The sequence below is a fragment of the Arthrobacter sp. PAMC25284 genome (assembly GCF_019443425.1).
GTDB classification, from domain to species: Bacteria; Actinomycetota; Actinomycetes; order Actinomycetales; family Micrococcaceae; genus Arthrobacter; species Arthrobacter oryzae_A.
In genome coordinates, this window is sequence record NZ_CP080382.1 from 339,357 (window position 1) to 353,600 (window position 14,244).

Below are 14,244 nucleotides of genomic sequence, written 5' to 3' on the forward strand. Positions count from 1 at the left end.
CTCTCATGCGTTTCGGGGAGAAGACGGCTCATGACGCCGGTGTTACCAGAGGAGAACAATCCACCATGGCACGCACAGCCTCCCTGTCCGGATTCCCCGAATGGCTTCCCGAGGAGCGGCTGGTGGAGTTGCATGTGCTGGATACGCTGCGGCGGACCTTTGAGCTGCACGGGTTCTCCTCGATCGAGACCCGGGCCGTGGAAACGGTGGGCCAGCTGCTGCGCAAGGGCGAGATTGACAAGGAAGTCTACGGACTCAGCCGGCTCCAGGACGACGACGGAACTCCCGGCAGCGACGCCGGGAAAACTGACCCGCACGCCCTGGCCCTGCACTTCGACCTCACCGTGCCGTTTGCCCGCTATGTCGTGGAGAACGCCGGGTACCTTGCCTTCCCGTTCCGCCGATACCAGATCCAGAAGGTCTGGCGTGGGGAGCGTCCGCAGGAGGGCCGCGCCCGCGAGTTCACCCAGGCGGACATCGACGTCGTCGGCGACGGTGACCTGCCGTTCCGCTACGACGTTGAAATCGCCCTGGTTATTGCCGAGGCCCTGAACGCCCTGCCAATTCCCGATTTCCTGCTCCGGATCAACAACCGCAAGCTCGCGGAGGGCTTCTACACCGGCATCGGGCTGACCGATACCGCGGGGGTGCTGCGCAGCATCGACAAGCTCGAAAAGATCGGTCCCGCCAAAGTGGCGGAGCTGCTCCGCTCCGAACTCGGTGCGACCGAGGACCAGGCGCAGGCAGCGCTGAAGCTTGCCGGCATCCGCACACCGGATACGTCCTTCGTGGATCAGGTCCGGGCGCTGGGGGTCAGCAACGACCTCCTCGAAGAGGGCCTGAATGAATTGGAGCAGGTCATTGCCGCTGCCGTCCAGCGGGCACCCGGACGGGTGGTGGCGGACTTGAGCATAGCCCGCGGACTGGACTATTACACCGGCACCGTCGTGGAGACCATCCTGGTGGGCCACGAACAGCTCGGCTCGATCTGCTCCGGCGGCCGCTACGACGCCCTCGCCAGCAAGGGAAACCGCAAGTTCCCGGGCGTCGGACTCTCGATCGGGGTCACCCGTCTGGTCTCGCGGATCCTCAGCCAAAACCTCGCCTCCGCCTCGCGTTCCGTTCCCACCGTGGTCCTCGTGGCGCTGAACAGCGATGACAGCTGGGGTGCGGCCCAGGACGTCGCCGCGGCGCTGCGCAGCCGCGGCATCGCCACCGAGGTCGCCGCGAAAGCCGAGAAGTTCGGCAAACAAATTAAGTTCGCGGACCGCCGGGGGATCCCGTTCGTCTGGTTCACGGACGACGATGGCAAGCACCAGGTCAAGGACATCCGCACCGGCGAACAGCACGACGCCGATCCGGCGGACTGGACCCCGGCCGAGGAAGACCTGCGCGTGCGCGTCACAACGAACTAGCTGCCCGGCACCTCCGGCCGGGACTGCCGCAGCCGCAGCACCACAAGCCGCACTGTCATGCCCGCCGCCAGCACAGCCGCCATACCAAGCACCGAGCCGGGCGGCAGCGTGACGGCCAGGGTCAGGCAGCCAAGGAAACCGAGCACGTTCAGCCAGCGCGGGGCATACCACGGCCGCCCGGTGAGGGTATAGGCCGAGGCGTTGGTCACGGCGTAATAGACCAGGACGCCGAAGCTCGAGAACCCGACGACGGTCAGCACCTCCGTGGTCAGCAGCAGGACAATCACGGCAGCCGCGACGGTGAGCTCCGCGGCGAACGGGACAGTGTGGGCGCCGCCCACCCGGGCCAGGGCTGCGGGCAGGTCACGTTCCCGCGCCATCGCCAGCGTGGTGCGGCCGACACCCGTGATCAGCGCCAGGAGCGCACCCAGGCTCCCGGCGGCGGCGCCGGCCTGCACCAGCGGCGCGCCGCCCTGCAGGCTGGAACCCGTGACGGCATCCAGCAATGGCGCCGTCGAGAGTGCCAGCTGCTGCGCCGGGAGGTGCCCCTGAAGCAGCAGCGCGAGCCCCAGATAAATCACAAATGCCAGGGACAGTGCGGTAAAGATGGCCCGCGGGATGGTGCGGGCGGGGTCTTTGACTTCTTCGCCCAGCGTCGCGATCCGCGCGTACCCGGCGAAGGCGAAAAACACCAGTCCCGCCGCCGACAAAACATTGCGGATATTTGCCGCGGCGTCCGGTCCGGCGGGCACGGCTCCGGACGGCGGGTGCGGGCCCACCACGGCAGCGGCGGCCACCAGCACGAGGCTGGCCAGTACGACGGCCAGCAGGACCCGGGTCAGCAGGGCCGTGCGGGTGATGCCGAGCAGGTTGACGCCGGTAAGGGCGGCGACGGCGGCCACCGCCACCGGGACGGCGTAGCCGGGGGCCAGATAGTGCCCGAAGGTCAGGGCCATCGCCGCGCAGGACGCCGTCTTGCCGGTCACGAACCCCCAGCCGGCGATGAACCCGGGCCATGGCCCCAGCCGGCGCCGGCCGTACACATACGTCCCGCCGCTGGCCGGATACAGTGCGGCGAGCTGGGCGGAGGCTATCGCGTTACAGCAGGCGACGACCCCGGCGACGGCGACGGCGGCCGGAAGCAGCGGGCCGGCCAGGGCCGCGGCCGGGGAGAACACCACAAAAACCCCGGCACCGAGCATCGATCCGAGGCCGATCGCCGTGGCGTCGAGGACGCCCAGACGGCGGCGGAGCGCAGGGGGGAGGGGTGGTTGGCTTGGCATGGCGGGAGGGGCCTTTCCAGCGGGTAAACTCTAACGGGATCGTTCCCGTAGCGGTTTCATTTAACATCACCCCTGTCTTCCCTCTGAAAGGTACGCTGTGCTGCGCACACATGACCTCGGATCACTTCGCTCTGAGCACATTGGACAAACCGTAACCCTGGCCGGCTGGGTGGGCCGGCGTCGTGACCACGGTGGTGTCGCATTCGTTGACCTTCGCGACGCGTCGGGCGTGGCCCAGGTCGTCGTCCGCGAGGAGGAGGTCTTCCACGGCCTGCGCAACGAGTACGTCCTGCAGATCACCGGTACCGTGTCCAAGCGTCCGGAGGGGAACGAAAACCCGGCCCTGGCCAGTGGCGAGATCGAGGTGATGGCCGAGCAGGTCACCATCCTCAACACCTCCGATCCTCTGCCTTTCCAGATCGACGAGCATGTCGAAGTCGGCGAGGAAGCCCGGCTCAAGCACCGCTACCTCGACCTGCGCCGCCCCGGCCCCGCCCGCAACCTGCGGCTGCGCTCGGAAGCCAACCGCGTGGCCCGCGAACTGCTCCACCGGGACGGCTTTGTCGAGATCGAGACCCCCACGCTGACGCGTTCGACGCCGGAAGGCGCCCGCGACTTCGTTGTCCCCGCCCGCCTGGCCCCGGGTTCCTGGTACGCGCTGCCGCAGTCCCCGCAGCTGTTCAAGCAACTCCTGCAGGTCGGCGGCTTCGAGAAGTACTACCAGATTGCCCGCTGCTACCGCGATGAGGACTTCCGCGCGGACCGCCAGCCGGAGTTCACCCAGCTCGACATTGAGGCGAGCTTCGTGGAGCAGGACGACATCATCAGCCTCGGCGAGAACATCGTGAAGGCACTGTGGCAGCTGATCGACGTCGAGATCCCGACCCCGATCCAGCGCATCACCTACCACGACGCCATGGCCCGCTACGGCTCGGACAAGCCGGACCTGCGTTTCGGCCTGGAACTCACCGAGCTGACCGAGTTCTTCAAAGACACCAATTTCGGCGTCTTCAAGGCACCCTATGTCGGCGCCGTCGTGATGCCCGGAGGCGCCTCCCAGGCCCGCCGCGCCCTCGACGCCTGGCAGGAATGGGCCAAGCAGCGCGGCGCCAAGGGCCTGGCATACGTCCTGTTCAAGGAGGACGGTGAGCTTGCCGGTCCCGTGGCCAAGAACCTCACCGAGACCGAGCGCGCCGGCCTGGCCGAGGCCGTGGGTGCCAAGCCGGGCGACTGCATCTTCTTCGCCGCCGGCGAAAAGTCTCCCTCACGTGCCCTGCTGGGTGCCGCCCGCGTGGAGATCGGCCACCGGACCGGACTGATCAACCCCGCTGACTGGGCTTTCTGCTGGGTCGTCGACGCACCCATGTTCGAGCCCGCCGCCGCCGCCGTCGCTTCCGGTGACGTGGCCGTCGGCGCCGGCAAGTGGACCGCGGTGCACCACGCGTTCACCTCACCCAAGCCCGAATTTATGGACACCTTCGACCAGGATCCGGAATCGGCCCTGTCCTACGCCTACGACATCGTCTGCAACGGCAACGAAATCGGCGGCGGCTCCATTCGTATCCACGAACGCGAGGTCCAGGAGCGGGTCTTCGAGCTGATGGGCCTGGACAAGGAAGACGCCCAGACCAAGTTCGGTTTCCTCCTCGAAGGCTTCAAGTTCGGTGCGCCCCCGCACGGCGGCATCGCCTTCGGCTGGGACCGTGTCGTTGCCCTCATGGCCGGCGTGGAGTCCATCCGCGACGTCATCGCCTTCCCGAAGTCCGGAGGCGGCTACGACCCGCTGACAGCGGCACCCGCCCCGATCACGGCGCAGCAACGCAAGGAAGCCGGCGTTGACTTCAAGCCCGAGGTCAAGAAGGCCGAGCCTTCGGCAGAACAGTAGGCCGCGGCCAACGAGTAACCAGCGCGTCGTATCGGCAGGGCCCCCGGGCTAAGGGGGCCCTGCCGTGCTTTAACGACACCGGCCTCCCAATTCGGTGCTGCCGTGCGCACTCGACGCGCCCGCCCTGTGTGTCAGGCTGTTGTGTGACAGGTTCTCTGTCGGCTCGGCCTGATCACGGGGGCGGGGAAAGGTCCGTCATGGATTTTGTTGTCCCTGTCCGTCGCTCCGGGAGGAGCCACTTCACTCTCGAGCAAAAGCACGCGATTCTGGATGAGTACGAGAAGTGCCTGGAGCGTGGGTCCCGGATCGCGTTCTGCCGGGCTGTGGGTATCGGCGATAACACCGTCCGGCTCTGGGTCCAGCAACGCGAGGCCGGGGAGCTGAGGTCCAGCATCAAGCAAGGGAACGAGGACCAGCGGTTGAACGCAGGCGACAAACAGCAGCTTAAGCGGGTGTTGAAGGAGAACGAGATCCTCAAGGCCAAGCTGGCCCGGGCCGAGGCGGCGGTGGACATTCTGGGAAAAGCTTCCGCGCTCTTGGACGCCATGGCCAAGAGCGCGGCGGCGACCGATCCGGTGCTGGAAGAACCGGAGCCGGGCCGGCCGGAGTGGTTGGTGCCAAAGTCTGGAAAGACATCGCCCTGACCTTCGCCGGCAATCTGATCACGGCGGGCTGGTCAGCGGTGAAGACCTGCGCCCTGCTGGGCCTCCACCGCACCACCTGGTACCGGCATCTGAGTCCTCCTGTCCCGGCAGGGGTCACCGTGCCGCGCCGTGACCGGGCTTACCCGAACCGGATCACCACGGCCGAGGCTGAGGAGTTCATGGAGCTGCTCAACTCCGAGGACTACGGGAATCTCTCGGTCACCCAGGCCTATTATCGGATGCTCGACGCCGGGTACTGCTCCTTCTCGATTGCGGCAGCCCACCGGATCGTCGCCGCGCACGGGCAGAACGGGGACCGCCGCGCACTACGCGGCGGCACGGGCCCGGGACGGGTCAAGCCGGTCCTGGTCGCGACGGCCCCGAACCAGCTCTGGAGCTGGGACATCACCATGCTCCACGGCTCCGGCAAACACACGTACAAGCTCTACACAATCATCGACGTCTACTCCCGCAAGGTCGTTGGGCACCGGGTCGAACACGGAGAAACAGCGGCCCTGGCGGCCGCTCTCATCAGGGACGCGGTCGCGGGAAACCGGCAGCGCCCCGCGGTGCTGCATGCCGATAACGGGGGCCCGATGCGCGCCGGCACGACCTTGGACCTCGCCCGGTCTCTGGGCATCGAACTCTCCTACTCCCGCCCGCGGGTTTCCAACGACAACCCCTACTCGGAATCCCTGTTCAAGACGGTCAAATATGACCTCGACTTCCCCCCACGGTTCCAGGATCTCCAGCACGCCCGGGCCCACATGGCCGCGTTCCTGGCGGACTACAACGCCAACCACCGCCACAGCGGCCTGAACTACTACACGCCGGACACCGTCCACCACGGGCTCGTCGAACAGGCCCGCAGGCAACGGCAGGCAACACTGGACGCCTGCCACGCACGCAACCCCCACAGGTACCGCCGCAAACCGACAGCGCCCGGCGCCCCCGGCCACGCCGGCATCAACTACAAAGAAACCAACCAGCTGTCACAAACAGCTTGATAGATACCGCCCGCACGTCGAGTGCGCACGGAGCCATCGAATCGGTGGCAACGGGTGGCCGTGCCGGGTGGTGGCAACGGGTGGCCGCGCCGGGCCCGGCCGCCGTCACAGAGTGGCCAGGAGCCCGGCCGTCCGCTCCAGCGCTCCGGGAACCAGCGAGTAGTACGCCCAGGTACCCCGCTTTTCGCGGTGCAGGAGGCCGGCGTCGACCAGGATCTTCAAATGGTGCGAGACGGTCGGCTGACCCAGCCCCAGTGGCTCGGTGAGGTCGCAGACGCAGGATTCCCCCGATTCGCCGGCCTTGACGATAGAGAGCAGGCGCAGCCGATTCGGATCGGCCAGTGCCTTAAATATCAGCGCCTTCTGCCGCGCATCCCCGGCGTTGAGTGCGGGTGCGGCCGAGGGTACGCAGCAGTCCGGTTGGGCAGCCGGTGCGGGCGTCTGAAGTGAGGTCATGTGACCATTATCCAACAATATTGACATCCATCAATATATCCGCGGATACTTTATATCGATCACCATCAATCTTCACCAATCTGCAGGAGCCCCGTGAGTATCCAGACAATCCCACCGGCGCAACGGTCCGGAGAGGCCGCCGTCGCCGGCAGGCTCTCCACCCTGGACCGGTACCTGCCCGTCTGGATTATCGCCGCGATGGCCGCCGGTCTGCTGCTGGGCAATTTTGTCCCCGGCCTGAACACCGCACTGGACTCCGTGAAGGTCGGCGAAGTGTCGCTGCCGATCGCGGTGGGCCTGCTGGTGATGATGTACCCGGTGCTGGCGAAAGTCCGCTATGACCAGGCACACCGGGTTATCGGGGACCGGAAACTGCTGATCACCTCGCTGGTGATCAACTGGCTGGCCGCACCGGCGTTTATGTTCGCCCTGGCCTGGATTTTCCTTCCGGACCTCCCTGAATACCGCACGGGCCTGATCATTGTGGGCCTGGCGCGCTGCATCGCAATGGTGATGATCTGGAATGATCTCGCCTGCGGCGACCGTGAAGCCGCCGCCGTGCTGGTCGCGATCAACTCTGTCTTCCAGGTGTTTGCCTTCGGCGCCCTCGGCTGGTTCTACCTGCAGGTCCTGCCGGCGTGGCTGGGGTTGCCCGCCACCAGCGCCGACTTCTCTGTCTGGGCCATCACCGGCTCCGTCCTGGTCTTCCTCGGCATCCCGCTGCTCGCCGGTTACCTGACCCGCACCCTCGGCGAGAAAGCCAAGGGACGTCAATGGTACGAGGCCAAGTTCCTGCCCCGGCTCGGGCCCTGGGCTCTGTACGGACTGTTGTTCACTATCACCCTGCTGTTCGCCCTGCAGGGCGGCACCATCACGTCCCGCCCGCTGGATGTCGCCCGGATTGCCCTGCCGCTGCTGGTCTACTTCGTGGTCGTCTTCGGTGCCGGGATGCTCGCCGGGCGCCTGCTGGACCTGGGCTACGCGAAGACCACCACGCTGGCCTTTACCGCGGCCGGAAACAACTTCGAACTCGCAATCGCCGTCGCGATCAGCACCTTTGGGGTGACCTCGGGGCAGGCGCTTGCCGGCGTCGTCGGACCCTTGATCGAAGTCCCCGCCCTGGTGGCCCTGGTTTACGCGGCCCTGTGGACCAGGGACCGCTACTTCACCCCCGATAACCTCCGCCCCATCCGGACAGAAACTGCAGGAGAAAAACCTTGAGTACCGAAGCCAGCAAGAAGCCCTCCGTCCTGTTCGTCTGCATCCACAACGCGGGCCGGTCGCAAATGGCCGCGGCCTTCCTCACCACGCTCGGCGAAGGCGCGATCGAGGTCCGTTCCGCCGGCTCCCAGCCCGCGGACAAGGTCAACCCCGCCGCCGTCGAGGCCATGGCCGAACTCGGCATCGATATGTCCGCCGAAATCCCCAAAATACTCACCACCGAGGCCGTTAAAGAATCCGACGTTGTGATCACGATGGGCTGCGGCGATGAATGCCCGTACTTCCCGGGCAAGCGCTACGAGGACTGGGTTCTGGAGGACCCCGCCGGGCAGGGCGTGGCAGCCGTCCGCCCGATCCGGGACGAGATCAAGACCCGCATCGAGGCCCTGATCGCCTCCCTGACATGAACTGAGGCCACGTTGGATTCACTCAACAAACTTCCCGTTGCCGTAATCGGCGCCGGCCCCGTGGGCCTGGCTGCCGCGGCACACCTCCTCAAACGCGGTCTCGAACCCTTGATCTTCGAAGCCGGGCCCGCCGCCGGTGCCGCCATTGAACAATGGCGCCACATCCGGCTCTTCTCTCCCTGGCGGATCAACATCGACGCCGCCTCCGTCCGGCTGCTGGAGGCCGCCGGATGGGAAGCGCCGCGACCCACCGCGCTTCCGTACGGCGGAGACCTGATCGACCAGTACCTGGCGCCGCTGGCCGCCCTTCCCGTCATCAGCCCACGGCTGCACACAGGCGCCAGGGTTCTTGCGGTGACCCGTGCCGGGCTGGACAAGACCCACAGCCGCAGCCGCGAGGCCGCGCCCTTCATTGTTCGCGTCGAGCACGCGGACGGCGGCACCCGGGACCACACCGTCGCTGCCGTCATCGACGCCTCCGGCACCTGGCACACCCGCAACCCGCTCGGAACCTCCGGGCTGCCCGCCACCGGAGAAGACGCCGCGGGGACCTGGATCTCCGCACCGCTGCCGGACGTCACAGGCCGGGACCGCGCATCCTTCGCCGGACGTCGCGTCCTGGTCGTCGGCGCCGGGCACTCCGCCGCCAACACACTCATCAGCCTCGCCGGCCTGGCCAAAGAAGAACCGCAGACCCGGATCCTGTGGACCGTCCGCGGTGCCTCCGCCGGGAAGGTCCTCGGCGGGGGCGACGCCGATGGACTGCCGGCACGCGGGCAGCTCGGGAGCCGGCTGCGCCGGCTCGTCGAGGCCGGAACCGTCGAGCTGCACACCGGCTTCGGCATCAGCTCGCTGACGGCCCGCGCCGCGCAGGTAAGGGTCGCAGCTGTTGACGGCCGGACCTTGGACGTCGACGTCGTGGTGCCCTGCACCGGCTTCCGCCCGGACCTGGGCATCCTCCGCGAACTCCGGCTTGACCTTGACCCTGCTGTGGAAGCGCCGCGGCAGCTCGGCCCGCTGATCGACCCCGAATTCCACTCCTGCGGTACCGTCCCGCCGCACGGCGCCCGGTTGCTGGCCCACCCGGAGCAGGACTTCTACATTGTCGGCACGAAATCGTACGGCCGGGCGCCGACCTTCCTGCTCGCCACCGGCTACGAGCAGGTCCGCTCCGTCGTCGCGGCCCTGGCGGGGGACCGGGAAGCAGCGGACACCCTCCGGCTGGAATTTCCCGGGACCGGAGCCTGCTCCACCGACGCGGGCACCCGTGGCGACGACCCCGCCGTTCCGACGGCAGAACCGGCGGAGGACAGCTGCTGCGGCACCCCGGAACCAGTGCTGGTCGGGCTCCCCAACCAGGCTGTCTGACGGCCCCGCGGGCGGCAACTGAACGGGTGACCGCCACTGCGGGACCGCGCCCCGGAGCGGAGCGCGGGTCAACCCGCCGCTGTCCCGACGGTCCCGGAATGGCGGCGGAACAGGCTAGGGTAAAGGATCCGTGACGAGGATCCGCACCGCGCAGGCCTGGGCAGCGGCGGTCTTCAGCGCGGCGGCCTTGGGATCCGGGACGTCCAGGAACCGCAGCCTGGCCAGCGCGGCGTAGCGTTTCAGCGCGGGTTCGGCGAGGACGAGCTCCAGCAACGGCCGGTCCCCGCCGGGCGCCACATACTCTACCCGGTGGTCCGCGAAGATCCTGGCAGCGTGTTCAGCGACGACCCCGGCCAAGGCATCGGCCTGATTGGCGCGGCGCCGTGCCATGCGTTGCTGGGACGAGCCGCCCGTGGACGGGCGCCCTTGGATCCGGCCGGTGCCGGTTTTGGACGCCAGGATCTCCCCGTCGCGAATAACTGCCACGGAATATCCGCCGCGCCGGACCAGGACCGCGCCGATGCAGCGGGGCTGTCCGGCGAGGGAAATCAGGCGGGCCAGAACGTCGCTGCCGCGTCCGGGCCGTCCGTCCGCCGGCCACGGCGGTTGAAGCAGGGCGACGGCGCCATCCGGCGCACCCAGCTGCAGCCCGCCGTCGACGTCGGTCAGGACAGGCGTGCCATGGGCGGTGCTGAACCGCTCCACCCAGCCGGCAAGCCGGTCGCCGGAGACAAATGCCACCCGGGTGGTCGAACCGTCGTTAACTGCCATAAGTGCACCCTCTGCCTGAACCTTGTCCGTGGAAACTAGAAGTAGCCTATCTATGTGGATGATCTCTTTGGCACCGGACCCGACGACGACGACGGCGACGCCGATGGATCCTCCGCGGCGCCCCGGACCTCAGGCGGCCCCGCTTCGCCGCGCAGCCCGCTGGCCGTCCGGATGCGGCCCCGGACGCTCGATGACGTGGTGGGACAGCAGCACCTGCTGGGCCAGGGATCGCCGCTGCGGCAACTGGCGGCCGGGACCGACGCCACCGGCCCCGCAGGTCCGAGCTCCCTCATCCTGTGGGGCCCCCCGGGGACGGGTAAGACCACCCTCGCGCATGTCATTGCCAAGGGACCCGGCCGGAAGTTCGTCGAGCTCTCCGCCATCACAGCCGGCGTAAAAGACGTGCGCCGGGTGATGGATGAGGCCCTGACCGCCCGGGACCTGTTCAAGACCACCACGGTGCTTTTCCTTGACGAGATCCACCGCTTCAACAAGGCCCAGCAGGACGCGCTGCTGCCCGGCGTCGAGAACCGATGGGTGGTGCTCGTCGCCGCCACCACCGAGAATCCGTCCTTCTCCGTTGTGTCGCCGCTCCTGTCCCGGTCGCTGCTGCTCACCCTCAAGCCACTGACCGACGCCGATGTCGAGGGACTCCTGCACCGTGCGGTCACGGACGTCCGTGGACTCAGTGCCCGGGTGGAGCTCAGCGCCGAGGCTCTCGCCCACCTGGTCCGGCTCTCCGGCGGGGACGCACGCCGGGCCCTGACCGCGCTTGAGGCCGCTGCGGGGGTCGCATTCGGCGACGCCGACGACGCGTCAGCAGAGACCACCGTCCTGATCGAGCTCAAGCACACGGAGCGGGCGCTCGATGTCGCGGCCGTGCGCTATGACCGGGCCGGTGACCAGCACTACGACGTCGCCAGCGCTTTCATCAAATCCATCCGCGGCTCCGATGTTGACGCGGCACTGCATTATCTGGCCCGGATGCTGGAGGCGGGGGAGGACCCCCGGTTTGTGGCCCGGAGGATTGTCATCTCGGCGGCCGAGGACATCGGCATGGCCGATCCGACGGCGCTCCAGACCGCCGTCGCAGCAGCCCAGGCCGTCCAGCTGATCGGTATGCCCGAGGGCCGGATTGTCCTGGCGGAGGCCGTGGTGCACCTGGCCACGGCCCCCAAATCCAACGCAGCCTATCTGGGCATCAACCAGGCCATTGCCGATGTCCGGGCCGGCCTGGGCAACGGCATCCCGGCCCACCTCCGGGACGCCCACTATCCCGGATCCAAGCAGCTCGGCCACGGCCAGGGCTACAAGTACGCCCACGACGCCCCGCACTCAGTGGCCGCGCAGCAGTACCCACCCGATGACCTGGTGGGCCGCGACTACTACCAGCCCACGGCCAACGGCGCGGAACGGGAAATCGCCCCCCGGCTGGAACGGCTGCGGAACATCATCCGCGGAACCTGAGGGGCGGCTACACCGGCTGAGCCCACCGTTGACTTCCGCCCACGGAGGTCTAACGTGGAAACTGCGGCGGCATGAATCTGCTGACCGCTTGTGCGGCGCCGGGGACAGCGACACGCATCGCCGGAAGCCACATCAGCGACCCCGACGGGCCGGCGGAATCACGTTCCATCCCCGCGAACACTTTGAGCCCCAGGTAGGGTCCCATGCCCGTAAATTGCGTCACAGCCATGGCCATCAAGTCATTCGACACCCCGGACCGGAAGCGCCGCCCTGACAAGGCAGAGTTCGACCTGGTCACCGTGAACGACTACACGGTCGCACGGCTGGTCCTTGACCCGGGATGGCGGTGGTCAGGGGACATCAGGCAATACGAACAGACCGACTCCTGTCAGCACCACCATCTTGGATTCTGCATCTCGGGCGAGCTGGAAATAGCAACGGCCGACGGCCTGCGCTCAAAGATCCACGCCAATGACACTTACGCGATCCCCCCGGGCCACGACGAATGGGTGGTCGGGCAGGAACCGTTCGTGGCCGTGGAGTTCCTCGGGGCGGCCTCCTTCGGCCGGCGAAGCAGCCGGGGCGCCCACTCGCGGCTGTAACCTCGGCGTGTTCCCGACACGTCGCCTCCCGCAGCGGGTCCGCGCCAGGTCAGGCGCGGACTGCGCCGGGCCCCTCATGGTAGGATTGATCTTTGTCTGGCAAGGCACAGACGCGCTCCCCACCAAATCCCTGATTTGATCCGGCGGTGCCCTGTGCCCAGTAGCAAAAGGCAGCGGTTGGCCGATGCTCTCCATCGTGGAGGCCAGTAACACTGACACACCGCAGATATTGGAAGGACACAAGTGGCTAACAACACTCGTGCTCGCCGCACCGCACGCCTTTCGCGTGCACTCGGCATCGCTCTGACCCCCAAGGCCGCCAAGTACATGGAGCGCCGCCCGTACGGCCCCGGTGAGCATGGCCGTGCCCGTAAGAAGCAGGACTCCGACTACGCCGTACGTCTGCGCGAAAAGCAGCGTCTGCGCGCCCAGTACGGTATCCGCGAAGCCCAGATGACCCGTGCCTTCGAAGAAGCACGCCGCACCAAGGGCCTGACCGGCGAAAACCTGATCGAACTGCTCGAAATGCGTCTCGACGCCCTCGTGCTGCGTGCCGGTTTCGCCCGCACCATCGCATCAGCCCGCCAGCTGGTTGTGCACCGTCACATCATGGTTGACGGCATCCGCGTTGACCGCCCGTCCTTCCGCGTCGGCGAGGGCCAGCTGGTCCACGTCCACAGCCGCAGCGAGACCATGGCTCCGTTCCAGGTCGCAGCAGCAGGCGCCCACCGCGACGTTCTGCCCATGGTTCCGGCCTACCTGGACGTCAAGCTTGACGCCCTGCAGGCCCGCCTGGTGCGCCGCCCGAAGCGCTCCGAAGTTCCCGTAACCTGCGAAGAGCAGCTCGTCGTGGAATTCTACGCACGCTAGATCCAAGGCACGACCTACAAAGAAGCCCGTGGCAAGCGCCACGGGCTTCTTTGTATGTAAGGTACTGGGGGGAGTTCCCGGGTTGCCGGATGCGTCCTGCAGCCAATCCCCCCGGGGAATTGACGCACAACGCAGGTAACCACTGCAGTCCAAGGAGATGATTGACGATGTCTGGTGGCGATATTGCCGGCCTGGTAGCGGCCGGAGTGTTTGCACTGCTGGTTCTGTTGCTGGCCGTCCCGATTCTCAAGCTCGGAGCCGTCTTTGACGAGGTGCGCGGTTCCATCCGCTCACTCAGCGATGGCGCCACGCCGCTGCTGGACGAAGTCACCGCCACTGTCTCCACCACCAACGAGCAGTTGAAGAAGGTCGACGGGATCGCCTCAAACGTCTCGGACGCGTCGGCGAACATTTCTGCCCTGTCCTCGCTCGTGGCCGCGACCGTCGGGTCGCCACTGATCAAGGTGGCCGCCTTCAGCTACGGCGTCCGTTCGGCGTTCAGCGCCAGGAAAAAACCCGCCACCGGCCGCCGTAGCCGCTAAGCACTGCTGGAGAACCTGACATGAAGAGAATTATCTGGATGGGCATCGGCGTCGCGATCGGCGTCATAGCTTTCCGTAAGATCACCGAGGCACAGTCCGCCCTCGGTCCCGAGGGCCTGAACCGCGCCGTCGGGCGGCTCGCCGACGGGTTCTACGACTTCGCCGACGCAGTCCGGGACGGCATGAGCGAGCGGGAAACCGAGCTCCGTTCCGCCCTCGGCGTGGACGCGACGGGCTCCGGCCGGGATGCGGACCGGCGCTAGCCGGGAGAGAATTAGTCATAACGGTGCCCGGAAGGGCATCCCG

Annotated in this window: 15 protein-coding genes; 12 read left to right on the plus strand and 3 right to left on the minus strand. The window is 67.3% G+C overall.

Going from position 1 to position 14,244, the window contains the following annotated elements:
- The first annotated feature begins 65 nt into the window (after positions 1 to 65).
- Positions 66 to 1,415 (plus strand): histidine--tRNA ligase, encoded by a 1,350-nt coding sequence (gene hisS, locus KY499_RS01615; RefSeq protein WP_219886095.1) that lies wholly within the window; start codon positions 66 to 68, stop codon positions 1,413 to 1,415.
- Here the strand turns inward: hisS and KY499_RS01620 are convergent.
- Positions 1,412 to 2,698, minus strand: coding sequence for an APC family permease (locus KY499_RS01620; RefSeq protein WP_219886096.1), 1,287 nt, complete (start codon positions 2,696 to 2,698; stop codon positions 1,412 to 1,414). The genes hisS and KY499_RS01620 overlap by 4 nt on opposite strands.
- Positions 2,699 to 2,795: 97 nt before the next feature.
- Between KY499_RS01620 and aspS the strand changes: the two genes are divergently transcribed.
- From aspS to KY499_RS01635, 3 genes are all read left to right on the plus strand, one after another.
- Positions 2,796 to 4,583, plus strand: a complete 1,788-nt coding sequence (gene aspS, locus KY499_RS01625; RefSeq protein WP_219886097.1) for an aspartate--tRNA ligase — start codon at positions 2,796 to 2,798, stop codon at positions 4,581 to 4,583.
- 197 nt (positions 4,584 to 4,780) lie between these two features.
- Positions 4,781 to 5,227, plus strand: coding sequence for a transposase (locus KY499_RS01630; protein ID WP_123253734.1), 447 nt, complete (start codon positions 4,781 to 4,783; stop codon positions 5,225 to 5,227).
- Positions 5,191 to 6,234: an IS3 family transposase gene (locus KY499_RS01635; protein WP_123253733.1), complete on the plus strand. Its 1,044-nt coding sequence runs from the start codon at positions 5,191 to 5,193 to the stop codon at positions 6,232 to 6,234. The genes KY499_RS01630 and KY499_RS01635 overlap by 37 nt, the downstream gene beginning before the upstream one ends.
- A 105-nt stretch (positions 6,235 to 6,339) precedes the next feature.
- Here the strand turns inward: KY499_RS01635 and KY499_RS01640 are convergent, their stop codons facing one another.
- Positions 6,340 to 6,690, minus strand: a complete 351-nt coding sequence (locus KY499_RS01640) for a metalloregulator ArsR/SmtB family transcription factor (protein WP_123254745.1) — start codon at positions 6,688 to 6,690, stop codon at positions 6,340 to 6,342.
- Between the two features lie 93 nt (positions 6,691 to 6,783).
- Between KY499_RS01640 and arsB the strand changes: the two genes are divergently transcribed.
- The 3 genes from arsB to KY499_RS01655 are packed head-to-tail and all read left to right on the plus strand — an operon-like array spanning position 6,784 to position 9,686.
- On the plus strand, positions 6,784 to 7,911 hold the full coding sequence (gene arsB / locus KY499_RS01645; RefSeq protein WP_123254746.1) for an ACR3 family arsenite efflux transporter: 1,128 nt from the start codon (positions 6,784 to 6,786) through the stop codon (positions 7,909 to 7,911).
- Complete coding sequence (locus tag KY499_RS01650; RefSeq protein ID WP_123254747.1) at positions 7,908 to 8,318, plus strand: arsenate reductase ArsC; 411 nt, start codon at positions 7,908 to 7,910, stop codon at positions 8,316 to 8,318. Before arsB ends, KY499_RS01650 begins: the two co-directional genes overlap by 4 nt.
- Before the next feature lie 12 nt (positions 8,319 to 8,330).
- Positions 8,331 to 9,686 (plus strand): FAD-dependent oxidoreductase, encoded by a 1,356-nt coding sequence (locus tag KY499_RS01655; protein ID WP_123254748.1) that lies wholly within the window; start codon positions 8,331 to 8,333, stop codon positions 9,684 to 9,686.
- A gap of 114 nt (positions 9,687 to 9,800) precedes the next feature.
- On the opposite strand, the gene KY499_RS01660 is transcribed toward KY499_RS01655, so the two are convergent.
- A complete protein-coding gene (locus KY499_RS01660; protein ID WP_123254749.1) occupies positions 9,801 to 10,457 on the minus strand; it encodes an acVLRF1 family peptidyl-tRNA hydrolase in 657 nt (218 codons plus the stop codon).
- A gap of 54 nt (positions 10,458 to 10,511) precedes the next feature.
- On the opposite strand from KY499_RS01660, the gene KY499_RS01665 reads away from it, so the two are divergent.
- From KY499_RS01665 to KY499_RS01685, 5 genes are all read left to right on the plus strand, one after another.
- Positions 10,512 to 11,924 (plus strand): replication-associated recombination protein A, encoded by a 1,413-nt coding sequence (locus tag KY499_RS01665; protein WP_123254750.1) that lies wholly within the window; start codon positions 10,512 to 10,514, stop codon positions 11,922 to 11,924.
- Positions 11,925 to 12,127: 203 nt separating this feature from the next.
- On the plus strand, positions 12,128 to 12,526 hold the full coding sequence (locus KY499_RS01670; RefSeq protein ID WP_123254751.1) for a cupin domain-containing protein: 399 nt from the start codon (positions 12,128 to 12,130) through the stop codon (positions 12,524 to 12,526).
- A gap of 243 nt (positions 12,527 to 12,769) precedes the next feature.
- A complete protein-coding gene (gene rpsD, locus KY499_RS01675) occupies positions 12,770 to 13,396 on the plus strand; it encodes a 30S ribosomal protein S4 (protein ID WP_123254752.1) in 627 nt (208 codons plus the stop codon).
- A 167-nt stretch (positions 13,397 to 13,563) separates the two neighbouring features.
- Positions 13,564 to 13,938, plus strand: a complete 375-nt coding sequence (locus KY499_RS01680; protein ID WP_219886098.1) for a DUF948 domain-containing protein — start codon at positions 13,564 to 13,566, stop codon at positions 13,936 to 13,938.
- Positions 13,939 to 13,958: 20 nt separating this feature from the next.
- Positions 13,959 to 14,201 carry a DUF6167 family protein gene (locus KY499_RS01685; protein ID WP_219886099.1) on the plus strand — a complete coding sequence of 81 codons (243 nt, stop codon included), beginning with the start codon at positions 13,959 to 13,961 and terminating at the stop codon, positions 14,199 to 14,201.
- Positions 14,202 to 14,244 lie beyond the last annotated feature (43 nt).

Bases quoted from the DNA above. Each gene is read 5' to 3' on its own strand.
- hisS (WP_219886095.1), top strand. From the start codon at position 66: ATGGCACGCACAGCCTCCCTGTCCGGATTCCCCGAATGGCTTCCCGAG.
- KY499_RS01620 (WP_219886096.1), bottom strand. From the start codon at position 2,698: ATGCCAAGCCAACCACCCCTCCCCCCTGCGCTCCGCCGCCGTCTGGGC.
- KY499_RS01630 (WP_123253734.1), top strand. From the start codon at position 4,781: ATGGATTTTGTTGTCCCTGTCCGTCGCTCCGGGAGGAGCCACTTCACT.
- KY499_RS01640 (WP_123254745.1), bottom strand. From the start codon at position 6,690: ATGACCTCACTTCAGACGCCCGCACCGGCTGCCCAACCGGACTGCTGC.
- KY499_RS01660 (WP_123254749.1), bottom strand. From the start codon at position 10,457: ATGGCAGTTAACGACGGTTCGACCACCCGGGTGGCATTTGTCTCCGGC.
- KY499_RS01670 (WP_123254751.1), top strand. From the start codon at position 12,128: ATGCCCGTAAATTGCGTCACAGCCATGGCCATCAAGTCATTCGACACC.
- KY499_RS01680 (WP_219886098.1), top strand. From the start codon at position 13,564: ATGTCTGGTGGCGATATTGCCGGCCTGGTAGCGGCCGGAGTGTTTGCA.
- KY499_RS01685 (WP_219886099.1), top strand. From the start codon at position 13,959: ATGAAGAGAATTATCTGGATGGGCATCGGCGTCGCGATCGGCGTCATA.